Below are 23518 nucleotides of genomic sequence, written 5' to 3'. Positions count from 1 at the left end.
GGGCTAAGTACTCCGGCCGGCATGAGTTCGCATGTGACGCGTAAGACTGCCTTGCAGGCCAAAGCTCTTTGAGCATCCAGACGCAGTGCACAGGTACGGCCTCTCGTCGGTATGAGTTCGCATGTGAGTCGTAAGAGTATCCTTCCGGCTAAAGCTCATTGAGCATCCAGGCATAGTGCACGTGTGCGGCCTCTCGTCGGTATGAGTTCGCAAGTGCTTATTAAGACTGTCCTTCTGGCTAAAGCTCATTGAGCATCCAGGCACAGTGCACGGGTACGGCCTCTCGCCGGTATGAGTTCGCAAGTGCTTATTAAGACTGCCCTTCAGGCTAAAGCTCATTGAGCATCCAGGCACAGTGCACGTGTGCGGCCTCTCGCCGGTATGAATCAGCGAGTGAGTCTTAAGATGGCTGCTCCGGTTGAAGGTCTTTGAGCATCCAGGCTCAGTGCACAGGTACGGCTTCTCGCCGGTATGAATGAGCAGGTGCTCATTTAGATTGTCCTTCCTTGTAAAACCTTTAAAGCAACCAGCCGCACCACAGTAAAAGCGCCTAAGTGCTGGCACAGCAGGCACTCGGAATGTGCCCTGCGAAGACGTCCCAGGCTGAGGCTCTGTAACAGGTGCAGGCAAGCCCCCTACGATCGAGTCGTATTGCTCAAACAGTCCCTCATCAAAATCACTGATAGAGGGCGTAGGCGAGTTGGGCGGTGAGAGCAGGCCTTCATCAAAATCACTGATAGACGGTGCCGGGGTCGGCGGCGCACTACCGATGTCGCTGAAACTGCCTAATGACTCATCCCCTAAATAGTCGTTTCTTAATTGCTCAAGCCCTGAGTCTGACCCTGCTGCTTCGGCAATCACGCTGCCATCCGCCCGGCGCTTGATCCGCCCGTCCGCATCCACATGCCCCATCGGGTCATTGCCGACAAACCCATACAGGTTCAGCCCATCTATGGCGCCGCCTGGGTCGGGGTTCAGCCAGCGGTGCAGCCACGGGGCGTAGTAGCGATAGCCGTAGTAATACAGCCCTGAGGCATCGCGTTCCTTGCCTGAGTAACGGATGGTTTTGTAGCTGGCTTCCACTTCACTGCGCCCGGCCCAGCACGCGGTGCCGCCGAACGGGTAGTAGGTTTCCTGGCTGATCAGTTGGGCCTGATCGTCCAGTTCCAGCGTGCTGGAACCCAAGTGGTCGTCGAGGGTGTAGCGCAACTGATCGTTGCCAAGGCCGGTGGGCGGTATGTCCCAATGCAACCATTGCACGCGGCACCGCCCGGCCTGAAGCGTGACGACCTCAAGGTGTTCCTGGCTGGCGCTGTTGCTGCGCACTTCCAGCCCCGGCAAGTAGCGGGTTTCGGCGGTGTGACTGTTGGCCTGCGCTTGCCAGGTGCGGACTTTGCGCAGGCGTTTGCCTCCGCCGCCGTAGATATAGCGCTCCTCGTCGTTGGCGGCGTGCTGACGGGTGACTTGGGCGATTGCGCACAGTTGATTGCGAGCATCCCACTGTAGGGATTGGCCGGACTGCAAGATCAGCAAATTGCCATTGGCGTCGTAGCTGTGTTCCGTCTCGCCGCTGCGCATAAGGCGGTTGCTGTGTGGGGCAATGTGCATCGACAGCGTGTGATTGATCGCCCCCTGGTGAATGCGCTCCAGCAGATTGCCCGCCGCATCGTAGCGATAGGTTTCGCTGTAATTGACCACCTGGCTGGTGTCCGAAGCCTGCCAGGCCGGCAGGTCCGGGCCGAGTGACGGCTTGGCAGTCTCCCAACCGCTGGCTGCAATCAGTTGGTAGAGGCTGTCGTGGGTAAAGCGGCGAATGGGCTCGATGCGCTGATTGGCAAAATGTCGGATGGTCAGGGTTGTGTCTTCAATCTCAACAAGGTTGCCGACCGGGTCGTAGCGGTAGTGCAAATCTTGCAACAACGGTTTACCGGGCGCTTGCGTCTGTAGCCGAGCCAGACGGCCGGTCGACGATTCGTGGATCAGATTCGTGATAACGCCATTGCCAGCGGTTTCGCTTTCGACCTGAGAAAAGGCGTTGTAGCGGATGTTGCTGACCAGGGTTTTAACCGCGCTGCTGCCCGCGATTTGCAGGCCGGTTTCGCGCAGTTGCCCGGCCACGGTGTGGCTGAAGTGTTGTTGATGCCCTTTGGCATCAGTCTGGCGGAGCACTTCGCCAGCGGCGTTGAAGTGCCAGCGGCTGATAAGCGGGTCGGCCTCCTCCAGCAACAGGTCGCGCTGGGCCTCAGGCTCGGGCCAATGAGGCAGGTCAAGGCTACGCAAAAACTGCTGGGTTTCTTCCAGCGTTCCGCCTGCCAGACCGTATTCGGTCATGTGCCGCGTACCCGCCGGATCGTCGTGGCGCAGCAACCTGCCGCAGCGGTTGTGCCGGGCGCTCTGCGCGTTGGGCTGCGCATAACTGAAACGCTCGATCACATGGCTACGGTTTTCAGTCACGCTGACCGGGCGCATCGAGTCGTCATAAGCGGTTTGCCAATGACTCTCGCGGGCGTCCCATACCTCCAGCATCTGCCCGGCCTCACCCGCCAGGCTGACCCGCCACCCCGCATCGCTGCTGTCAGTGGCCAACACCTGACCGGACAGGCTGAACACGGTCAGCAGATTAGCGGGAGCCGTAACGTTCGCGAACACACGCGGGTCGCGCTGTGCCACCAACCGCCCCATGGGGTCGAACACACTCTGCGTCACCCGTTGCTCGGGTATTTGCCCGCCCACTGAGCACGCAAACGCCACCGTGCGAATCGGCAAACCGCGCGGGTCGATAACGGCTAGCGTCGGCGTATGGCCATGGAGAGACGTCATGGGCAAGCTCTTGGGAGTGACCTGCCATACAGCATGCGCTGAAGAGGTGAGCGCGTCTGCTGTCAGAAATGACAGTCATGAGCTGGAGGTCTGTGCATCACTGAATCGCGAGCAAGCCCGTTCCCACGAATGAGCGGGCCTGCTTTAAAGGTTTATGGCTTGGCCACGTGCCAAACACCACCTTTGCCGTCGCCGGTTTTTTCACCAGGGCTCTTGTCGCCTGCAAAGGTGTACAGCGGCTTGTCCTTGTAGACCCATTGCTTCGTACCGTCTGTGCGCTCGGTCGTTTTCCAGTCCCCCATGTCTTTGGCGTCGGACTTGGCAGGCAGCGGTGGCCAGTTTTTGGCGCAGGTGTCGTAGCACGTCGACTTACCATCGGCATCCTTGTCGTACGTGTAGAGCGTCAAGCCGACGTGATCAACCAGAAAACCGTCCTTGACCATCGCCGGCTCGTCAGCAAAGGCCAGCCCCGGAAGCGCCAGCGCGGCGGCCAGCAGCAATGCCTTCAGGGAAGTAGTGTTATAAGTCATCGGAATCGTCCTTTTTGTGGTTGTACGATTTGAGATCAAAGCGTAGTCCACTAATCTGCGGAGCGCTTTTAGGCCCAAAGCTGTCACACGACTGCAATAATTCCGTTATCTAATGCGCCACAAGACAGTTAAATGACACGAGGGTTACGGCATGGTTGGCAGGAGCATTTTGATCGTAGATGACGAGGCACCGATCCGCGAGATGATCGCGGTGGCCTTGGAAATGGCTGGCTACGATTGCCTGGAAGCCGAAAATGCTCAGGAAGCTCACGCCATCATCGTGGACCGTAAGCCTGACCTGATTCTGCTGGACTGGATGCTGCCCAACGGCACGTCGGGGATCGAATTGGCCCGTCGCCTGAAACGCGAAGAACTGACCAATGACATTCCGATCATCATGCTCACGGCCAAGGGCGAAGAGGACAACAAGATCCAGGGCCTGGAAGTGGGCGCCGATGACTACATCACCAAGCCGTTTTCCCCGCGTGAACTGGTCGCCCGCCTCAAGGCCGTGCTGCGCCGTGCAGGCCCCGCCGACAACGAATCACCGATTGAAATCGGCGGCCTGCTGCTCGACCCCATCAGTCACCGCGTCACCATCGACGGCACCCCGGCCGACATGGGCCCCACCGAATACCGCCTGCTGCAATTCTTCATGACCCACCAGGAACGTGCCTACACCCGTGGCCAGTTACTTGACCAAGTGTGGGGCGGCAACGTGTACGTTGAAGAACGGACCGTCGACGTGCACATCCGTCGCTTGCGCAAAGCCCTCGGCGAGGCGTATGAAAATCTGGTACAAACCGTGCGCGGCACCGGTTATCGGTTTTCCACAAAAGCGTAATGAAGTAGCGGCAAGCTAAAGGCTGAGCCGCTTCTAGCGTGAGGCTCACAACGGGACGTGTGACTTGAACCCAAATTGGCATGGCACTCTGATTCGCCATCTATTGCTTTTGATTACCGGCTGCCTGTTCATCGGGCTGATCAGTGGGTATTACGGCTGGAGCCTGGTCGTCGGTCTTGGCCTTTATCTGGGCTGGACCCTTAAACAGCTGCTGCGCCTGCACGATTGGCTGCGCAATCACCAACCCGACGAAGCACCGCCCGATGGCTATGGCCTGTGGGGCGAGGTGTTTGACAGCATCTACCACCTGCAACGCCGCGACCAGCGCGTACGCGGGCGCCTGCAAGCGGTGATTGACCGTGTGCAAGAGTCCACCGCCGCCCTCAAAGACGCCGTGGTCATGCTCGACAGCCATGGCGACCTGGAATGGTGGAACCGCGCCGCCGAAACCCTGCTGGGCCTCAAGACCCCGCAAGACAGCGGCCAGCCGGTCAGCAACCTGGTTCGTCACCCGCGCTTCAAGGCATATTTCGACAACGGCAATTACGCCGAACCGCTGGAAATTCCTTCGCCGGTCAACGACCACCTGCGCATCCAGCTCTACATCACCCGCTATGGCAACAACGAGCACCTGATGTTGGTGCGTGATGTCACCCGCCTCCACCATCTGGAGCAAATGCGCAAAGACTTCATTGCCAACGTCTCCCATGAACTGCGCACGCCGTTGACGGTGATTTGCGGCTATCTGGAAACCCTGCTCGACAACGTCGATGACGTGAACCCGCGCTGGAAGCGCCCGCTGTCACAAATGCAGCAACAGGGCGAACGCATGCAGACGCTGCTCAATGACCTGCTGTTGCTGGCCAAGCTGGAAGCCACCGACTACCCCTCGGACAACCAGCCTGTGCCTATCGACGCCTTGCTGCGCTCGATCAAGGGCGACGCCCAGGCGTTGTCCGGGCAACGCAACCAGACCATCACCCTGGACATCGACACCAACGTGGCCCTCAAGGGCAGCGAAGCCGAGCTGCGCAGCGCGTTTTCCAACCTGGTGTTCAACGCCGTCAAATACACCCCTGACGGCGGCTCCATCCGCATTCGCTGGTGGGCAGACCACTTGGGCGCGCACCTGAGCGTGCAGGATTCGGGGGTCGGCATCGACAACAAACACCTGCCGCGCCTGACCGAACGCTTCTACCGCGTAGACTCCAGCCGCAACGCCAGCACCGGCGGCACGGGCCTGGGGCTGGCCATCGTCAAACACGTGCTATTGCGCCATCACGGGCACCTGGACATCAGCAGCGTATTGGGCCACGGCAGCACTTTTACCTGCCAATTCGACCCGGTTCAGGTCATAAAACCCAGGATTAGCGCCTCCGTCAGCTGACCCGTGTGGCAAAAGCCCACTAGGCAAGCACCGCATCAGCCGCTACATTGCTTGGCCGGGGCCTGCATATGCAGGCCCTGAAACCCTCAACTCGTTGAATATTGGAACCCGTAAAACTCCATCATGGACCCTTCCCCTGGCTTGACCCTCGCAACACTCTTCGCCGACTTCGGCATGATTCTTTTTGCTCTGATCCTGGTACTGCTCAACGGCTTTTTCGTTGCGGCTGAATTTGCCATGGTCAAACTGCGCTCGACCCGGGTCGAGGCCATCGCAGACGTCAACGGCTGGCGCGGGCAGATCCTGCGCACCGTGCACAACCAGCTCGACGCTTACCTGTCCGCCTGCCAATTGGGTATCACCCTGGCCTCGCTGGGCCTGGGCTGGGTCGGCGAACCGGCGTTTGCCCACTTGCTCGAACCGCTGCTCGGCGCGCTGGGCGTGCAGTCGCCTGAAGTGATCAAGGGCGTGTCGTTCTTTACCGCCTTCTTCATCATTTCGTACCTGCACATTGTGGTCGGCGAACTGGCCCCTAAATCCTGGGCCATCCGCAAACCCGAAACCCTGTCGCTGTGGACAGCCGTGCCGCTGTACCTGTTTTACTGGGCCATGTACCCGGCCATCTACCTGCTCAACGCCAGCGCCAACGCCATTTTGCGGATTGCCGGCCAAGGCGAGCCCGGTGCTCACCATGACCACGCCTACAGCCGCGAAGAACTCAAACTGATCCTGCACTCCAGCCGTGGCCAGGACCCGAGCGACCAAGGCATGCGCGTGCTGGCCTCGGCCGTGGAAATGGGCGAGCTGGAAGTGGTCGACTGGGCCAATTCACGCGAAGACCTGGTGACCCTGGACTACAAGGCACCGCTCAAGGAAATCCTTGCGCTGTTCCGCCGTCACAAGTTCAGCCGCTACCCGGTCTACGACGCCGACACCAACACCTTTGTCGGCCTGTTGCACATCAAAGACCTGCTGCTTGAGCTGGCCGACCTCGATCACCTGCCCGAAACCTTCAACCTTGAAGAACTGATCCGCCCGCTGGAACGCGTGTCACGCCACATGCCGCTGGCGCAGCTGCTGGAGCAGTTCCGCAAGGGCGGCGCGCACTTTGCGCTGGTGGAAGAAGCCGACGGCAAAGTGGTCGGCTACCTGACCATGGAAGACGTGCTCGAAGTGCTGGTGGGCGACATTCAGGACGAACACCGCAAGGCTGAGCGCGGCATCCTCTCGTACCAGCCGGGCAAACTGCTGGTGCGCGGTGATACGCCGTTGTTCAAGATCGAGCGCTTGCTGGGTGTCGACCTTGACCACGTCGAGGCCGAAACCGTTGCGGGCCTGATCTACGACACCCTCAACCGCGTGCCCGAAGAAGAAGAGCAACTGGAAGTCGAAGGCCTGCGCATCATCATCAAAAAGATGAAAGGCCCGAAAATCGTCCTGGCCAAAGTGCTTAAGCTCAATTAACCCGACCCTCCTGTAGGAGCGAGCTTGTCTCGCGATCTTTTGAATGTTTAAAAGATCGCGAGACAAGCTCGCTCCTACAGTGAAGATGCAAATGTTTCACAAATGTTTCAACACACCGCCAGCTGTGCGATGCTGGCGTTCTGCTCAATTGCCGACTACAGCTTAAGAAACATCTGTAAGAACGGCCTGCAGCTATCTGATCCTCCAAAGTATCGACCACAGGGAGCCAGCATGCTGACCCTGCTCAATCTTCTCTCTGCCGTGACCCTGCTGATCTGGGGCACGCACATCGTGCGAACCGGTATCTTGCGGGTTTACGGCACGAACTTGCGCCATGTCATCGGGCAAAACGTGTCCAGACCGATACTCGCGTTTATCGCCGGTATCATCGTCACCGCCATGGTGCAAAGCAGCAACGCCACCGCCCTGCTGGTGACCTCCTTTGTCGGCCAGGGCCTGATGACGCTCACACCCGCGCTGGCAACCATGCTCGGGGCCGACGTCGGGACCGCGCTGATGGCTCGGGTGCTGACCTTCGACTTGTCGTGGCTGTCACCGCTGCTGATTTTTTTGGGTGTGATCTTCTTCCTGTCACGCAAACAAACCCGCGCCGGGCAACTGGGTCGCGTCGGGATTGGCCTGGGCCTGATTATTCTGGCGCTGCAACTGATCGTCGAAGCCGCCTCGCCCATCACCCATGCCCAAGGGGTGAAGGTGATTTTTGCCTCGTTGACCGGCGACTTGCTGCTCGATGCACTGGTCGGCGCGGTGTTTGCGATGGTCTCGTACTCCAGCCTGGCCGCCGTGCTGCTCACCGCGACCCTGGCCGGCGCCAGCGTGATCAGCCTGCCCGTGGCCGTTGGCCTGGTGATCGGCGCCAACATCGGCAGCGGCGTGCTGGCGTTTCTCAGCACCAGCATGCAAAACACGGCGGGGCGGCAGGTGGCGCTCGGCAGCCTGCTCTACAAATTGATCGGTTTGCTACTGATCATGCCGGTGCTCACGCCGCTGGTGGACTGGATGGACAGCCTTAACTTCAGGCCCCAGGAACTGGTCATCGGCTTCCACCTGCTCTACAACACCACGCGCTGCTTCTTGATGCTGCCCACCATCGGCCTCATGGCGCGGCTGTGTGCCCGACTATTGCCCGAGCGCGACCTCGCCAACGGCAGCATCACCCCACGCCACCTCGACCCTGCTGCACTCGACACGCCCACCCTGGCGCTGACCAACGCCGTGCGCGAAACCCTGCGCATTGGCGACCTGATCGACACCATGTTGGTCAATATGCTCGACGTTCTGCGCGGCAAACAAACCTCGATGACGCAAGCAATGCGCACCCTCAGCGATGACGTCGAAGTGCTCTACAGCGCGGTCAAACTCTACCTGGCGCAAATGCCCCGAGAAGACCCGGGCGAACACGACAGCCGCCGCTGGGCCGAGATCATCGAACTGGCGATCAACCTCAAACTGGCCAGCGACCTGATCGAGCGCATGCTGCGCAAAGTCCAGCAGCAGAAAACCTCGCAACGCCGTTCATTTTCGGCCACGGGGCTTGAAGAGCTGGTAGACCTGCAAACGCAGCTCATCGAGAACCTGCGCCTGGGCCTCACGGTGTTCCTGAACTCGGACCCACACATCGCCCGCCAACTGCTGCGCGAAAAACGCCGCTTTCGCGCACAAGAGCGGCGCCTGGCCCACGCTCACGTGAACCGTTTGCAACAAAAAATCACCCAAAGCATCGAAACCAGCTCCGTGCACCTGGAGCTGATTGCCGACATGCAGCGCCTGAATTCACTGTTTTGCGGCAGCGCCTACGTGGTGCTGGAAAACACCGATACCGGCGCGCTGGAACCTGAAGACAACGCCGACACCCTACATTCACCCTGAACGTTGCACGCGACCGTGTTGTCAGTCTGTAAGCAGCGTCTAACCTGCACAGACTGACGCGCTGCGCCACTCGCCCTCTCAAAACGGATTCAGAGATCCAGGGATTTTTATGCGTTGCCTGCTGTTTATCTGCGTGCTGCTGGGAGCAGCTCAGAGTTTTGCCCTCGACCGCTTCAGCGTAGAGGGCTATCAACTGCCTAACGGCTTGCAACTGATCCTCAAGCCCGGCTACGAGCGCGGCCATGTGTCCATTCGCTTGGTGGTCGGCGTGGGCATGGATGACTTCAGTTGCGCCGATCAACAGCTACCCCACCTGCTGGAGCACTTATTGTTCAGCGGCGTCGACGACAGCGGCGAAGGTGGCCTGGAAGAGCGCATGCAAGCGCTGGGCGGCGAATGGAACGCCTACACCAGCAACGCCGATACCACCTTCGTGATCGAAGCCCCGGCGAAAAACCAGCGCAAAATCCTCGACCTGCTGCTGAGCCTGCTGACCCGCACGCAAATGACCGACCAGCGCATCAGCGAGGCCAAGCAAGTGGTTGAGCGCGAAGACGGCGGCCACTATTCGCACCTGCAACGCTGGCTGGACCGCCAAGACCTCGGGCACAGCGCCAGCAACCAGTTGGCGGTGGAACTGGGTCTCAAATGCGCCGAACGCGCCGAGGTACATAACCTCACGCGCCAACAGCTCGAAGCGGTGCGCAACACGTGGTACGCCCCCAACAACATGACCCTGATCATGGTCGGCGATCTCGACCGCCTGCTGCCGGCTTATCTGGAGCGCACCTACGGCGCACTCGAACCGGTCGACCCCAGCGACCACCTGCCGCTGCCCGCCATCGAAGCCAAGGCTGACACCGAGCGCACATTGGTGCGCGGTGTGGTCGGCGAAACGGCCAAGCTGCATTGGTTACTGCCGGAGCCGGTGATCGACGACCAGAACGATGAAACCTGGGATTTGCTGCGCGATTACCTGGAGTGGTCGTTGTACAGCGAGCTGCGCCTCAAGCACGGGCTGTCTTACGGGCCCTGGGCCGAGCGCGAAGTGTTCGGTGGCGTGAGCTTTTTAAGCCTCAACGCTGATCTTGCCCGCGATGACGTGGCCAAGGCCCAACAGGTGATGGGCGAACTCAAGCAACGTTTGCTCAAGGACGGCCTCGACCCGCAGACCTTTGCCCGCCTCAAAAACGCCGCCGTGGCGCGCCAGGCCTGGGCTGTGCAGGGCAACAGCGCCTTGGCTGATTACTACTGGAGCGCCTTGGGCGACTACGACGGCGGCCGATTTGCCGACCCGTCCAAACGCTTGCAGGCGGTGACACTTGAGCAAGCCAACAGCGCGTTGCGCCACTTGTTTGCCAAGCCCGGTTATGTGCGTATCGAGAAACCGCTGCTCAGCTATAACGGCTTGACCGTGGCGCTGGCGGCGGCGTTGAGCGTGTTGGTGCTGATGTTCGTGGGCTGGCGAATCTGGCGTCGGCGCACGCGTTGATTGGCTAAGCCCGAAACAGTTTGATACCGTAAAAATCATTGCCCATTCGCGGCTGATCAATCAGCCCCCCAGCGCGCGGAGAATTCAGCGTGAGTGAACGTTCCAACCCTTGGCAGTTGCAAACCATCGTCGGCCAATTGCGCACGGCCCGTAACCAGTGGCGTTCGCAAAACGGCCGTGTCAGCGGTGAACTGGGCGGCCGCGAGCTGCCTTCACGCGCCGCGATGGCCGAGATTCTAGAGGCCCTGTGCGGCGCGTTGTTCCCGATGCGCCTGGGCCCGGTCGACCTTCGCGAAGAGAGCGAAGACTTCTACGTGGGCCACACCCTCGATGTAGCGCTTAATGCGTTGCTGGCCCAGGCGCGGCTGGAACTGCGTTACGCGGCGCGTCAGGCAGGGTTGCCGGATGCGGGCGTGGACGAAACGGCGACCGTGTTGATCCAGGACTTTGCCCTGGCCTTGCCGCGCCTGCGCAGCATCCTCGACACCGACGTGCTGGCCGCCTACCACGGCGACCCGGCGGCGCGCAGTGTCGACGAAGTGTTGCTGTGCTATCCGGGGATTCTGGCGGTGATTCACCATCGCCTGGCGCACCACATGTACCGCGCCGGCCTGCCTTTGCTCGCCCGCATCAGCGCAGAAATCGCGCATTCTTCCACCGGCATTGATATTCACCCGGGCGCGCAGATTGGCCGCAGCTTCTTTATCGACCACGGTACGGGCGTGGTGATCGGAGAAACCGCGATCATCGGCGAACGTGTGCGTATCTACCAAGCGGTGACCTTGGGCGCCAAACGTTTCCCTGCGGACGAATCGGGCCAACTGCAAAAAGGCCACCCGCGCCATCCGATCGTTGAAGACGACGTGGTGATCTATGCCGGCGCGACCATTCTGGGGCGCATCACCATTGGCAAAGGCTCGACAATTGGCGGCAACGTCTGGCTCACCCGCAGCGTACCGGCGGGCTGCAACCTGACCCAGGCCAACTTGCAGCATGACGACGGCTCGCAGAAGTAAAACCGCGTGATGCCTTGCCCTCACCCTAGCCCTCTCCCGGAGGGAGAAGGAACCGATTGGGGGATGTTGTAGACGTTCTGCGGCCTGCAAGCCATGCACTGCCCCTGAGAACACACCTCGGTAAAGCTCCCTCTCCCGGAGGGAGAGGGCTGGGGTGAGGGCGATTTCTCGGACATTTCCTGCAACCCGTAGCGGCGTTGACCCGCTTGTGGGGCCGGGTTGGCAGGCCTAGTCTTGGGGCTGTCACTGCAAAATCAGTGACAGGGCGTAGGAACCCTTTTTTACCCTCGGCGCGCAAGTGTCCACCTTTCTGATTGCGGCACTTTTTTTGTGTCCGTACCATCAGTCATGGCGGTCGTGCGCGGGCACGTTTCGACGTGGCCGGTTACCCTGGGACCCGGTTCCTACCCCGCGCATGGCTGCCACCCAGCCCGTAGGAAGGCTATTGGCAGTTCCTCAACGCCCAGGAACCGCACCTCATGAAAACCCTCACACCCGACCCACCCCGCTCAAACACCGACTACACCCACACCCTGCTCAACAACCACGCCGCCACCCAGCGCGCCATGGCGCATTACCAGGTTGACCCCGAGCCACTTAACAGCCGAATTTTTGTGCGTCATCGCCTGCAATTGCGAGTGGTGTGGCTGGGGGATCAAATGTGGTGTTGCGCACGCGATCTCGGCCGTTTGATGGGCCGTACATTAGGGCGTAAAGGGTTGGCCAAGCTGGATGCTGATCAGCATCAGCAATTGCCGATCCGCAGCCACGGCGCCGTGCAAGACACCTTGATGCTCAGCGAATCGGGGGCGTATGCGATGTTGCTGTACCACTACCACCCCGAGAACCGCCATTTGCGCCAATGGCTGACCCATGAAGTGGTGCCCGCCATACGCTGCGGTTAAAACAACACACATCCCCTGTAGGAGCGAGCTTGCCTCGCGATCTTTTGATGTTTAAAAGATCGCGAGACAAGCTCGCTCCTACAGGTTTTTAGCGTTAACAATGACGACGGCTCGCAGAAGTAACCCTTCACACAAAGCCCTGTACCTCGTACGCGGCTACAGTTTCTCGGACATTTCCTGCAACCCGTAGCGGCGTTGACCCGCTTGTGGGGCCGGGTTGGCAGGCCTAGTCTTGGGGCTGTCACTGCAAAATCAGTGACAGGGTGTGGAAGCCCTTATATCGTTAGGCGCACACAGCGCCACCCAATCAGGCGTTTTTTATTGTCTGTGTTTTATGGTGGCTGTGCGCGGGGCACTCTCGAGTGCGCCGGGTGCCTAACGTCCCGGTCTTCCACACCTGCGTACAGCCGCCACCTATCATGTGGAAGTGATGTTTAGCGGCTCCAACCCATACGTTAGGAAGCAGCCAAATGAAAACCATCACACCCGACCCTCCCCGCTCAAACACCGACTACACCCACACCCTGCTCAACAACCACGCCGCCACCCGACGTGCCTTGGCGCATTACGAGGTTGACCCCGAGCCACTTAACAGCCGAATTTTTGTGCGTCACCGCCTGCAATTGCGAGTGGTGTGGCTGGGGGATCAAATGTGGTGTTGCGCACGCGATCTCGGCCGTTTGATGGGCCGTACATTAGGGCGTAAAGGGTTGGCCAAGCTGGATGCTGATCAGCATCAGCAATTGCCGATCCGCAGCCACGGCGCCGTGCAAGACACCTTGATGCTCAGCGAATCGGGGGCGTATGCGATGTTGCTGTACCACTACCACCCCGAGAACCGCCATTTGCGCCAATGGCTGACCCATGAAGTGATGCCCGCCATGCGCTGCGGGTGAAGCCTTGCCCTCACCCCAACCCTCTCCCGAGGGAGAGGGAGCTTTACCGAGGTGTTCTCCGGTTCAGTGCAAGGGCGACAGGCCGCCAAAAATCTTCAGCAACCCCCAATCAGTCCCTCTCCATCCGGGAGAGGGAGATTTACCGAAGTGTTCTCAGGTTAAGTGAAAGGGTGACAGGCTGCCAAAAATCTTCAGCAACCCCCAATCAGTCCCTCTCCATCTGGGAGAGGGAGCTTTACCGAGGTGTTCTCAGGTTCAGTGCAAGGGTGACAGGCTGCCAAAAATCTTCAGCAACCCCCAATCAGTCCCCTCTCCCTCCGGGAGTGTATGGACCGGGGACATAGCGAACACTTTGTTCGGAGACATAGCGAACAGTTAACGAAGCTTTTTCCCTGATATTACAACCCCGGTCACTCTGTCAATTTGCGCAATACGATGGCTTCCCCAGAAGACATCGTATTGCCCATCTTCAATACCCTCTTGTACACCTACACGCTCGCCTTTAAAGCCTTTACCGAGCCTCCAGGGCTGACCCTGCCAGTAGATCTCACCTTTAGCCTGCACCTTTCGCACATGAAGCTCAGCACCGTACTCGATGGCAGGTAGCACCTCCTGATACTCCCGTGCGCTGGGCGTATAGCGAGACGCTGGTACCTGCATGCCTATGCCACCGTGCGGGCGCTCGTAGTTGTAGATCTTGCGCCATTCATCCAGCGTGAACTGCGCGCTGGGCAGGTCAATCAGACACAAGCCCTTAAAAACCTCCCTGATCATGCTGCGATGCTGTCTTTCCAGCTTGCCCTGCGTTTGAGGGTGGTAGGGGCGTGAGTGGCTCACCCTTACGCCCTGACGCATGATCCAGATTTCCAGCCCTGTATACGCATCAGGCTCGTCGCCCCACGGCGCCCCGTTGTCCATCGTCATGCGCTCAGGTAGCCCGTAATGGCGAAACGCATTGATCAAATGGGCCTGTACGGTACTGCGCTGCTCGTTGCCACAGGCGGCGATAGTTAAAAAGAAACGCGAGTGGTCATCCAGAAGTGTCAATGGATGGCAGCGACCCGTACGCATGGGCACATGGCCTTTAAAGTCCATTTGCCACAGATCATTGGGCTGCTCGTGTTCAAATCTGATGAATGGTTTGACTAGACCTGCATGAGGGTCGATGCGCTCATTACGCTTGAGAATGGCATGAACCGTACTGGCTGCAGGCATGTTGTTGCCGCGCCGCTCAAGGCATCCCTTGATCTTGCGCGCCCCCCAGCCGGTGTGCTCGATATTAAGCGCCAGTATCTGCTTCTCAGACTCGTGAGCAGTTCGATTAGGCGAACTGTGGGGTCGACGGGACCGATTTATCAGCCCGTCTTTACCCTCACATTGGAAACGCTTGAGCCATTTATAAGCAGTGGTGCGGCCGATATTGAAGTGCTCGCACAATGCTTTGATGTTAGCGCCCTCAGCCAAAGCCAAGGCGACGAATTCGAGACGAAGATCCACTGCGGACACCTCTTTCCAGGACACATCACACCTCCTAAGGGGTCAATGTGTCCTATTAAAAGTGTTCGCGATGTCTCCGAACATTGTGTTCGCTATGTCCCCGGTCCATACAGGGAGAGGGTTAGGGTGAGGGGGCTTTTGACTTTTAGCGAGCAGTCCGCACGCCTTCGGCCAAGGCAGCGCACAGGCTCAGCACGCCGTCGACCGCTTGTTCCGGGGTGGCCGCGTTTTCGATTTTGTCGATCAAGGCCGACCCCACCACCACGCCATCCGCCAAGCGGGCAATCGCCGCCGCTTGTTCCGGGGTGCGAATCCCGAAACCTACGCTGATCGGCAAGTCGGTGTGACGGCGCAGGCGCGCAATCGCTTCGCTCACTTGGTCTGTGGTCGCGGAACCGGCACCGGTCACGCCTGCCACCGACACGTAGTACACAAAGCCCGAGCTGCCATTGAGCACTTTAGGCAGGCGCGCATCGTCGGTGGTCGGGGTGGTCAGGCGGATGAAGTCCAGGCCTGCCGCTTGCGCAGGGTCGCACAGCTCTGAGTTGTGCTCGGGTGGCATGTCGACCACGATCATGCCGTCAACGCCAGCCGCCTTGGCGTCAGCGATGAATTTAGCCACACCGTAATGGTGGATCGGGTTGAAGTAACCCATCAGCACCAGCGGCGTGTCGCTGTTGCCTTCGCGGAACTCGCGCACCATTTGCAGGGTTTTCGCCAGGTTTTGCTTGGCGCCCAACGCACGGATGTTGGCCAGCTGGATCGCCGGGCCATCGGCCATTGGATCGGTGAAGGGCATGCCCAACTCGATCACGTCAGCGCCCGCAGCAGGCAGGCCTTTGAGGATGGCCAGCGAGGTGGCGTAATCCGGGTCACCGGCGGTGACAAAGGTCACCAGCGCAGCGCGGTTCTGTTCTTTGAGTTCGGCAAAACGCGTTTGCAGGCGGCTCATCAGTGTTTCTCCTGCTGGGACTTTTCGACGTGGTGCATCACGGTTTGCATATCTTTGTCGCCTCGACCGGACAGGTTGACCACCATCAGGTGATCGGCCGGCAAGGTGGGTGCACGCTTGAAGACTTCGGCCAGCGCGTGGGCGCTTTCAAGGGCCGGGATGATGCCTTCAAGGCGGCAGCATTTATGGAACGCATCCAGCGCTTCGTCGTCGGTGACCGAGGTGTACTGGACGCGGCCGATGTCGTGCAACCACGCGTGCTCAGGGCCAATGCCGGGGTAGTCCAGGCCCGCCGAGATCGAGTGGGCGTCGATGATCTGGCCGTCGTCGTCTTGCAGCAGGAAGGTGCGGTTGCCGTGCAACACACCCGGCTCGCCGCCGTTGAGGCTGGCCGCGTGTTTGCCGGTTTCAATACCGTAACCGGCCGCTTCAACACCAATGATTTCAACGCCGGTGTCGTCCAGGAACGGGTGGAACAAGCCCATCGCGTTGGAACCACCGCCGATGCACGCCACCAGACTGTCCGGCAGGCGGCCTTCCTGGGCTTGCATCTGCTCACGGGTTTCCTTGCCGATCACGGCCTGGAAGTCGCGCACCATCGCCGGATACGGGTGCGGGCCAGCCACGGTGCCGATCAGGTAGAAGGTGCTGTCGACGTTGGTCACCCAGTCACGCAGCGCTTCGTTCATGGCGTCTTTCAAAGTGCCAGTACCGGCCACGACCGGGATCACTTCGGCGCCCAGCAGTTTCATGCGGAACACGTTGGCCTGTTGGCGCTCGATGTCGGTGGTGCCCATGTAGATCACGCATTGCAGGCCAAAACGGGCGGCCACGGTGGCCGTCGCAACGCCGTGCATGCCTGCGCCGGTTTCAGCGATGATGCGTTTTTTGCCCATGCGTCGCGCCAGCAGAATCTGCCCGATGCAGTTGTTGATCTTGTGCGCGCCGGTGTGGTTCAGCTCTTCGCGCTTGAGGTAGATCTTGGCGCCGCCGCAAAACTCGGTCAGGCGCTCGGCAAAGTACAGCGGGCTTGGACGGCCCACGTAGTCGCGCTGGAAGTAGGCCAGTTCTTTGATGAACTCAGGGTCTTTTTTGGCCAGCTCATACTCGCGGTCGAGATCAAGGATCAGCGGCATCAGGGTTTCAGCGACGTAGCGGCCGCCGAATGAGCCGAACAGGCCATTGTCGTCCGGGCCGTTACGCAATGTGGATTGGGTCATGTGACGCTCCAGATAAAGAGGTGCGAAGGTCGATGGGCCTGACTTTACGCGCGACAACGCCAGATGAAAACCGATAAGATCGCCACAACCTGTCAGGAAAACTCACAGATACCATGAGCCGCGATCTCCCGCCCCTGAACGCCCTGCGCGCGTTCGAAGCCACCGCCCGCCTAAACAGCGTCAGCCAGGCGGCCGAGCAGCTTAACGTCACCCACGGTGCCGTTAGTCGGCAAATCAAAGTGCTTGAAGAGCACTTGGGGGTCAGCCTGTTTGTGAAGGAGGGCCGTGGCCTAAAGCTCACGGATGCCGGGATCCGTCTGCGCGATGCCAGCAGCGAAGCCTTTGATCGCTTGCGCAATGTATGCACCGAACTCACGCAAAGCCATGTCGACGCGCCGTTTGTGCTGGGCTGTTCGGGCAGTTTGCTGGCGCGCTGGTTTATCCCGCGTCTGGGCCGTTTAAAAGCCGACTTGCCGGATTTGCGCTTGCATCTGTCGGCGGGTGAAGGCGATCTGGACCCGCGCCGCTCCGGGCTGGACGCGTGGCTGGTGTTTGCCGAGCCGCCATGGCCCGCCGACATGCAGGTGTACGAATTGGCCAGTGAGCGCATCGGCCCGGTGCTGAGCCCGCATTACGCGCATTACCCGCAACTGTGTCAGGCACCGGCCAGCGCCCTGCTGGATGAACCGCTGCTGCACACCACGTCGCGACCACAGGCGTGGCCCAGTTGGGCACAGCAACAGGCGATCGATGCGAAGGCGTTAAATTACGGGCAAGGGTTTGAGCACTTGTACTACTTGCTCGAGGCCGCAGTGGCGGGCCTGGGTGTGGCGATTGCCCCCGAGCCGTTAGTGGCTGAGGACGTACGGGCCGGTCGCCTGGCTGCGCCGTGGGGCTTTACTCAAACCCCGGCGCAGCTGGCGTTGTGGGTGCCCAAGCGCGCCGCAGATGGGCGCGCTCGGCAACTGGCGCAATGGCTCAAGGCTGAGCTAGCGCAAGATTAGTTACGTTTGCAGAGCAGAAAAGCCGCCAGCAGACCCAATGCACCCAGTGCAACACCGGCGGTCGCATACGGATGCTCTTGTGCGTATTCACGGGTGGCGATGGCGGTTTCGCGAGTTTTGTCTTTGACCTCTTCATACGCGTCGCTGAGCAGGTGACGCGAATGTTTCAGCGCGTTCTCGGCATTGCTTTTGAGGGCGCCAAGGGTCTTCTTGGACTCGTCAGACGCGTCGTGCTTGAAGCTCTCCAGAGACTTGAGCAGGCTCTCGATCTCGGCTTCCATGCTTTGCAATGACGCTTTACGTGAAGTATTGCTAGCCATTAGGGCTCTCCTGCATTTGTGAGTGAGGGTGCGTGTTTAGTCCGACTGCGCCGTTTTCAGAAAGTGCAAAAAACCTGAACTTTTCCTTGCGAACGGCCCACGAAGTATTCAGCAGATTCGCTGCTAGGCTTTGATTGACGACAAAGGAGAACGTTATGTCTGACCATCACACCTACAAGAAAATCGAACTGGTAGGCTCGTCCCCAAGCAGCATAGAAGACGCCATCAGTCATGCACTGGCCGAAGCCAACAAAACCATCAAACACCTGGAATGGTTTGAGGTGCTGGACACGCGCGGGCATATCAAGGACGGCAAGGTGGCGCACTATCAGGTGACGCTCAAGGTGGGTTTCCGAATCGCCAGCAGCTGATCTGCGTCAGACTTTTAGCCAACAAACTGGCCGTTTGCCACAAAGTCCGCTAAACCCTCTGGGTGCGACATGAGCAGTCGTGTCGCACCCATTTTGTTTTGATCTGGGGAACTGACCGATGAAAAAGATTTTAGTGGCTGTAGCTTTACTGAGTCTGGCGGGCACTGCTTTCGCAGCGGGCAAGCCTTGTGAAGAACTGAAGAGCGAAATTGCTGCGAAGATTGATGCTAATGGCGTCCCGCACTATTCGCTGGAAGTGGTCGACAAGGGCACTGCCTCTGACGGAAAAGTCGTGGGCTCGTGTGAAGGCGGCACCAAAGATATCGTTTACAAGCGCGGCTGATTCTGTGGGAGCGGGCTTGCTCGCGATCTTTTCAATGATCAAAAGATCGCGAGCAAGCTCGCTCCTACAGGTTTTACGTGGGTTTAGGCCCCTTTCATGACGTGCGACAGCAGTTCGTAGGAATGAATACGGTCTGCATGCTCATACAGGTCACAGGTAAAGATCAGTTCATCCGCCTGGGTCTGTTCGACCAGCACTTGCAGTTTGGCGCGGATTTTCTCGGGGCTGCCGACCATCGCCAGGCCCAAAAAGCTCATCACTGCTTCTTTCTCGTGGGGTAGCCACAGCCCGTCCATGGTTTTCACCGGCGCGCGCTGTACCAGGCTCTGCCCACGCATCAAGGCCAAAATGCGTTGCAGCACGGAGGTGGACAGGTATTCAGCCTGCTCATCGGTATCGGCCGCGACCAACGGCACACCCAACATCACGTACGGCTTGTCGAGCACCGCCGAAGGCTTGAAGTGGTTGCGGTAGACGCGAATCGCTTCGTGCATCAAACGCGGTGCGAAATGTGAGGCGAAGGCGTAGGGCAAGCCACGCTCACCGGCCAATTGCGCACTGAACAGGCTCGACCCCAGCAACCACACCGGCACGTTGGTGCCGGTGCCCGGCATGGCGATCACTCGCTGATCCGGGGTGCGTGGGCCCAGGTAGCGCATCAACTCGGCGACGTCTTCCGGGAAGTCGTCCGCGCTGCCGGAACGCTCACGGCGCAGGGCGCGGGCGGTCATTTGGTCAGAGCCCGGCGCACGGCCAAGGCCCAGGTCGATGCGGCCAGGGTAGAGGCTTTCGAGCGTGCCGAACTGCTCGGCAATCACCAGCGGCGCGTGGTTGGGCAGCATCACCCCACCCGAACCGACGCGAATAGTCGAGGTGCCACCGGCCAGATAACCGATCAGCACCGAGGTCGCCGAGCTGGCGATGCCGTCCATGTTGTGGTGTTCGGCTACCCAAAAACGGTTGTAGCCAAACTTTTCTACGTGTTGGGCCAAATCCAGCGAGTTATGCAACGACTGGGCGGCGCTACCGTTTTCGCGCACAGGCACCAAGTCGAGGGTCGAGAATTTGACATCAGACAATCGTTTCATCAGCTGGCTACTCCAAGTGAGGGGCAGGTTGAGGCACTCGCATAAACCCGCCAGTGATGACAGCAATATGGGCATATACCCGAGTTTCAATGGCATCGATGATTTGAGCTACAAAAAAATGCGATTTGTCCGACAGGATGAACTTTGTGGATCCGACTACCCTCACAACTCCAGTCAAGGCGTGAAACCTTCACGCCGTTCTTCAGGAGGCACGTATGAGTATTAAAAAGACTGCATCGGCACACTGGGCAGGCGACCTTAAAACCGGCATCGGCTCCATCTCTACCGAGACGGGCGTGTTGCGCGACGCACCGTATGGCTTCAAGGCCCGCTTTGAAGGTGGCAAGGGCACCAACCCTGAAGAACTGATCGGCGCCGCCCATGCCGGTTGCTTTTCGATGGCCCTGTCGATGATTTTGGGCGATGCCGGACTTAAGGCCGACAGCATCGACACCAAGGCTGAAGTCACCCTGGATCAAGTCGAGGGCGGGTTTGCGATTACTGCGGTGCACTTGATCCTCAAGGCCAAAATACCGGGCGCGACCCAGCAGCAATTCGATGAGCTGACCAAAAAAGCCAAAGAAGGCTGCCCGGTGTCCAAGGTGCTGAACGCCAAAATCACCCTCGACGCTACGCTGCAGGCCTGATCGATAGACCCGACGTACGCCCCCGCCTGCATCGCAGTGGGGGCGGCGTTTGCCCGGACAGTTCGCAGACACCGCCGAATGTGATCGAATAGCCGCCGATTGCGTCTGACCATTACTGTGCGTTCTGCAAGAAGGGAGTCTCATCATGAAACGTTTTGCTTTAGCGGTAATCAGTTGTGCTTTGGCCACCTCGGTATGGGCAGCGCCCAAACCTTGCGACGAGTTGAAGGCTGAAATCGAAGCCAAGATTCAGGCCAATAACGTTTCGTCTTACACGCTCGAGATCGTGACCAATGACGAAGTACACGATCAGAACATGGTGGTAGGTTCGTGCGAAAACGGCACGAAGAAGATCATCTATCAGAAAAACGATAACTGACGGACTAAGGCAGGCAGTTCACCAGCCGCTCCTCGGCCAGCACCTTGCCTTCGGCGCTGTACAACCGCGCGTAAGCGTTAAAGCCCAGTGAGCGTGCCTGCAACCGGTAGCGTTGGCCGGGCTGGAAATCAGCGTAGTTGACAGAGAGGTAACACAACCGCTCTTGCGGCTCGCTGAACATGCCCATCCCGCCGATAAACACTTCGTAGTCAAAGCGCACCATCAGCTCATGGCTGCCGGGGGTTACCTGAAAGTAACGCCCGTCGTTCAGGCGCTTGTTATCCAGGCGCTCGGCCATGATCAACTTGCCGGTTTGGGTTTCCAGATCAACCCAGGCCATGTTCGGATCGTGTGGTGGCAGAGGCGTGCTGGCACAGGCGCTGAGCAGGCTGGCCGTGAGCAAGAGCAAAAACGTGCGCATGGGAGTGTCCATCAGGATGTGATGCATCAGCATAGCGCCAGACCACTCTTACAGGGTGCTGTGCTTTTTCACTCCCGTCGCATAGGGTGTGTTCGATGAGCATTTGTCGCCCACTGGACCGCACCATGTCACTGACTTTTCGCTGCCTGCTTGCCCTCGCCTTATTGCCTCTGCTTAACGGTTGCTCCAGTACGGGTTACTACTCGCAATTGCTCACCGGCCAATGGCACGTGTTGCAGGCCCGCGAGCCGGTGGCCAAGGTAGTGGCCGACCCTCAGCGTGACCCTGTGCTGCGCCAACATCTGGCCCGGTCCCAAGCGGCCCGGACCTTTGCCAGCGAACATTTAAAGCTGCCTGACAACCAGAGTTATCGCCTGTACGCCGATATCCAGCGACCGTATGTGGTGTGGAATGTGTTCGCGACAGCGGAGTTTTCGCTCGACCCGGTCACCTATTGCTTTCCGGTGGCCGGGTGCGTGGCCTACCGGGGTTATTACTCACAGGGTGCCGCTCGTGGGGATGCCGCGCTCAAGCGCGAGCAAGGCATGGATGTGTGGGTCAGTGGGGTTGAGGCGTACTCGACCCTGGGCTGGTTTGATGACCCGATCCTTAACAGCATGCTGCACTGGGGCGATGAGCGACTGGCCACGCTGATTTTTCACGAGCTGGCGCATCAGCGTTTTTATGTGAAGGACGACACTGAGTTCAACGAGTCATTTGCCAGCTTTGTCGAGCAGGAAGGCACGCGCCAATGGCGCGCCTACCAAGGGCTGCCAGCGGCAAACACCAAGGGTTTGCAGCAGCGCGAAGCGTTTATTGCCTTGGTTCTAAGCACGCGCCAGCGCCTGCAGCAGCTGTACACGCAAACGTTGCCAGCGGCTGAGATGCGCCAGCGCAAAGCCGCGGAGTTTGAGCGAATGCGCCGTGAATACCGTGCGCTTCGCGACCAGCAATGGGCGGGCAACAACCGCTACGACGCGTGGGTCAATGCCCCAATGAACAACGCCAAGCTGCTGCCGTTCGGGTTGTATGACCAATGGGTGCCGGCCTTTGCGGCGTTGTTCAAGCAAACCGGCGGTGACTGGGCGGTGTTTTACAAGGAGGTTGAACAGTTGGGCAAGCTCCCACCGTTGCAGCGCAAAGCGGCGCTGCGCCAGTGGGCCGGGCCTTTAGCCAAGGCCAATAACCCTTAAACCTTGGGGCTGAGCCAGTTCTTGACCACACAAGAGGCGAACGGGCTGGTGCTGCACGCGCCGCTGGCCAGGGCTTGGCGCAGTTTCGGAATGTTGGCTTGCGTCATGTATTTCTCGCCATCCTTGAAGTGCGAGTTTTCGCCAAAGCCACCTTGAGTCATTTCTTTGAGGGCGTCTTCTTTGCTCCAGTCCTGCACCACCACGCGGTACATCGCTGCCATCAAGCCTGTGCGATCGACACCATGTTTGCAGTGCATCAATACCGGGCCATGGGCCTGAGCCGTCTGGATGGCGCGCAAGGCGGCCAGTACATCGGCGTCATCGACATGATTGGTGCGGTACGGCAATTGGATTTGTTCAACCCCCGGGGTTTTTAACCAGCTGCTGTCGGCTTCGGGCAAAAAGTTGATCACGGTGCCGATGTGCAGCTTGTCCAGCAGCGGCTGGGCCTGGTCATCAGGCAAGGCGCTGCGGTACAGCGTGGGCGACATTTGGTACAGGTTGTATTGCGCATCAACCGGCTGCGCCCATTGGGCCGGGCGCGCCACGGCAAAATCATCGGCCATCGCCTGGGGCAGCGAAAACGCCGCCAATAATGTCAGGCACAGGGCAGGAGCAAACCGGGCTTTGGGCATGTCAGCACAACCACTTCGACTAAAGGATAAGGAGGTGGCGCTAGGGTGAGTCAGGCCTGATAAAAACTGTGTGAGCCACTTGTCAAAAATTCGTGATTAGCCAGCGCTGTTGCAGCGCTGAGGTGCGGCAAAATTACGCATGAACCGATTCAGCTGCGCCTCTTACCTGCTAGTATTTGTAACTATTAATTGCTGATACCTATT

At 59.3% G+C, this 23518-nt stretch carries 23 protein-coding genes; 14 read left to right on the top strand and 9 right to left on the bottom strand.

Annotated elements, in window-relative coordinates; genetic code table 11:
* Window positions 1-3 precede the first annotated feature (3 nt).
* Both ACJJU9_RS00670 and ACJJU9_RS00665 read right to left on the bottom strand, forming a co-directional pair.
* Window positions 4-2820 (bottom strand): C2H2-type zinc finger protein, encoded by a 2817-nt coding sequence (locus ACJJU9_RS00670; protein ID WP_407729844.1) that lies wholly within the window; start codon window positions 2818-2820, stop codon window positions 4-6.
* Window positions 2821-2972: 152 nt separating this feature from the next.
* The gene (locus ACJJU9_RS00665) at window positions 2973-3350 is read right to left on the bottom strand and encodes a hypothetical protein (RefSeq protein ID WP_048371131.1); all 378 of its coding nucleotides are present in this window, start codon (window positions 3348-3350) and stop codon (window positions 2973-2975) included.
* Between the two features lie 151 nt (window positions 3351-3501).
* On the opposite strand from ACJJU9_RS00665, the gene phoB reads away from it, so the two are divergent.
* The 8 genes from phoB to ACJJU9_RS00625 all read left to right on the top strand — a co-directional run bounded on the left by phoB (window position 3502) and on the right by ACJJU9_RS00625 (window position 13244).
* Window positions 3502-4194 carry a phosphate regulon transcriptional regulator PhoB gene (phoB, locus tag ACJJU9_RS00660; protein ID WP_407729843.1) on the top strand — a complete coding sequence of 231 codons (693 nt, stop codon included), beginning with the start codon at window positions 3502-3504 and terminating at the stop codon, window positions 4192-4194.
* Window positions 4195-4258: 64 nt separating this feature from the next.
* Window positions 4259-5581 (top strand): phosphate regulon sensor histidine kinase PhoR, encoded by a 1323-nt coding sequence (phoR, locus tag ACJJU9_RS00655; protein WP_407729842.1) that lies wholly within the window; start codon window positions 4259-4261, stop codon window positions 5579-5581.
* A 123-nt stretch (window positions 5582-5704) separates the two neighbouring features.
* Complete coding sequence (locus ACJJU9_RS00650) at window positions 5705-7045, top strand: hemolysin family protein (RefSeq protein WP_048371137.1); 1341 nt, start codon at window positions 5705-5707, stop codon at window positions 7043-7045.
* 231 nt (window positions 7046-7276) lie between these two features.
* Window positions 7277-8935, top strand: coding sequence for a Na/Pi cotransporter family protein (locus ACJJU9_RS00645; RefSeq protein ID WP_407729841.1), 1659 nt, complete (start codon window positions 7277-7279; stop codon window positions 8933-8935).
* Window positions 8936-9044: 109 nt separating this feature from the next.
* Window positions 9045-10427: a M16 family metallopeptidase gene (locus ACJJU9_RS00640; RefSeq protein WP_407729840.1), complete on the top strand. Its 1383-nt coding sequence runs from the start codon at window positions 9045-9047 to the stop codon at window positions 10425-10427.
* An 89-nt stretch (window positions 10428-10516) separates the two neighbouring features.
* Window positions 10517-11443 (top strand): serine O-acetyltransferase EpsC, encoded by a 927-nt coding sequence (gene epsC, locus ACJJU9_RS00635; RefSeq protein WP_048371143.1) that lies wholly within the window; start codon window positions 10517-10519, stop codon window positions 11441-11443.
* Window positions 11444-11922: 479 nt separating this feature from the next.
* Window positions 11923-12348: a Bro-N domain-containing protein gene (locus tag ACJJU9_RS00630; protein WP_407729839.1), complete on the top strand. Its 426-nt coding sequence runs from the start codon at window positions 11923-11925 to the stop codon at window positions 12346-12348.
* Between the two features lie 470 nt (window positions 12349-12818).
* On the top strand, window positions 12819-13244 hold the full coding sequence (locus ACJJU9_RS00625) for a Bro-N domain-containing protein (protein ID WP_407729838.1): 426 nt from the start codon (window positions 12819-12821) through the stop codon (window positions 13242-13244).
* A gap of 375 nt (window positions 13245-13619) precedes the next feature.
* Here the strand turns inward: ACJJU9_RS00625 and ACJJU9_RS00620 are convergent, their stop codons facing one another.
* The 3 genes from ACJJU9_RS00620 to trpB form a co-directional block, all read right to left on the bottom strand.
* Complete coding sequence (locus ACJJU9_RS00620; protein WP_407728679.1) at window positions 13620-14765, bottom strand: IS481 family transposase; 1146 nt, start codon at window positions 14763-14765, stop codon at window positions 13620-13622.
* Window positions 14766-14886: 121 nt separating this feature from the next.
* Window positions 14887-15693, bottom strand: a complete 807-nt coding sequence (gene trpA, locus ACJJU9_RS00615) for a tryptophan synthase subunit alpha (RefSeq protein WP_048389165.1) — start codon at window positions 15691-15693, stop codon at window positions 14887-14889.
* Window positions 15693-16913: a tryptophan synthase subunit beta gene (trpB, locus tag ACJJU9_RS00610; protein ID WP_331368062.1), complete on the bottom strand. Its 1221-nt coding sequence runs from the start codon at window positions 16911-16913 to the stop codon at window positions 15693-15695. Before trpB ends, trpA begins: the two co-directional genes overlap by 1 nt.
* Before the next feature lie 113 nt (window positions 16914-17026).
* On the opposite strand from trpB, the gene ACJJU9_RS00605 reads away from it, so the two are divergent.
* On the top strand, window positions 17027-17917 hold the full coding sequence (locus ACJJU9_RS00605) for a LysR family transcriptional regulator (protein ID WP_048389163.1): 891 nt from the start codon (window positions 17027-17029) through the stop codon (window positions 17915-17917).
* On the opposite strand, the gene ACJJU9_RS00600 is transcribed toward ACJJU9_RS00605, so the two are convergent.
* A complete protein-coding gene (locus ACJJU9_RS00600) occupies window positions 17914-18237 on the bottom strand; it encodes a YqjD family protein (protein WP_048371150.1) in 324 nt (107 codons plus the stop codon). The genes ACJJU9_RS00605 and ACJJU9_RS00600 overlap by 4 nt on opposite strands.
* A gap of 155 nt (window positions 18238-18392) precedes the next feature.
* Between ACJJU9_RS00600 and ACJJU9_RS00595 the strand changes: the two genes are divergently transcribed.
* Both ACJJU9_RS00595 and ACJJU9_RS00590 read left to right on the top strand, forming a co-directional pair.
* Window positions 18393-18608 (top strand): dodecin, encoded by a 216-nt coding sequence (locus ACJJU9_RS00595; RefSeq protein WP_048371152.1) that lies wholly within the window; start codon window positions 18393-18395, stop codon window positions 18606-18608.
* A 118-nt stretch (window positions 18609-18726) separates the two neighbouring features.
* Complete coding sequence (locus ACJJU9_RS00590; protein ID WP_048371153.1) at window positions 18727-18951, top strand: DUF1161 domain-containing protein; 225 nt, start codon at window positions 18727-18729, stop codon at window positions 18949-18951.
* Between the two features lie 83 nt (window positions 18952-19034).
* Here the strand turns inward: ACJJU9_RS00590 and ACJJU9_RS00585 are convergent, their stop codons facing one another.
* On the bottom strand, window positions 19035-20039 hold the full coding sequence (locus ACJJU9_RS00585) for an LLM class flavin-dependent oxidoreductase (protein ID WP_331368064.1): 1005 nt from the start codon (window positions 20037-20039) through the stop codon (window positions 19035-19037).
* 215 nt (window positions 20040-20254) lie between these two features.
* Between ACJJU9_RS00585 and ACJJU9_RS00580 the strand changes: the two genes are divergently transcribed.
* Together ACJJU9_RS00580 and ACJJU9_RS00575 are read left to right on the top strand one after the other, a co-directional pair.
* The gene (locus ACJJU9_RS00580) at window positions 20255-20686 is read left to right on the top strand and encodes an OsmC family protein (RefSeq protein ID WP_048371157.1); all 432 of its coding nucleotides are present in this window, start codon (window positions 20255-20257) and stop codon (window positions 20684-20686) included.
* A 145-nt stretch (window positions 20687-20831) separates the two neighbouring features.
* Entirely contained in the window at window positions 20832-21065 is a 234-nt protein-coding gene (locus tag ACJJU9_RS00575) for a DUF1161 domain-containing protein (RefSeq protein WP_048371159.1), read from the top strand.
* A 4-nt stretch (window positions 21066-21069) separates the two neighbouring features.
* Here ACJJU9_RS00575 and ACJJU9_RS00570 read toward each other — a convergent pair whose 3' ends face one another.
* Complete coding sequence (locus tag ACJJU9_RS00570; RefSeq protein ID WP_314916220.1) at window positions 21070-21486, bottom strand: hypothetical protein; 417 nt, start codon at window positions 21484-21486, stop codon at window positions 21070-21072.
* Between the two features lie 125 nt (window positions 21487-21611).
* On the opposite strand from ACJJU9_RS00570, the gene ACJJU9_RS00565 reads away from it, so the two are divergent.
* On the top strand, window positions 21612-22679 hold the full coding sequence (locus ACJJU9_RS00565) for an aminopeptidase (RefSeq protein WP_407729837.1): 1068 nt from the start codon (window positions 21612-21614) through the stop codon (window positions 22677-22679).
* Here ACJJU9_RS00565 and ACJJU9_RS00560 read toward each other — a convergent pair.
* The gene (locus tag ACJJU9_RS00560; protein WP_407729836.1) at window positions 22676-23314 is read right to left on the bottom strand and encodes a dual specificity protein phosphatase family protein; all 639 of its coding nucleotides are present in this window, start codon (window positions 23312-23314) and stop codon (window positions 22676-22678) included. The genes ACJJU9_RS00565 and ACJJU9_RS00560 overlap by 4 nt on opposite strands.
* Window positions 23315-23518 lie beyond the last annotated feature (204 nt).

Source organism: Pseudomonas helleri, from assembly GCF_045830615.1.
Classification (GTDB): Bacteria; Pseudomonadota; Gammaproteobacteria; order Pseudomonadales; family Pseudomonadaceae; genus Aquipseudomonas; species Aquipseudomonas helleri.
The sequence above is the reverse complement of the archived record's forward strand: the minus strand, read 5'-3'. Positions and strand labels throughout refer to the sequence as shown.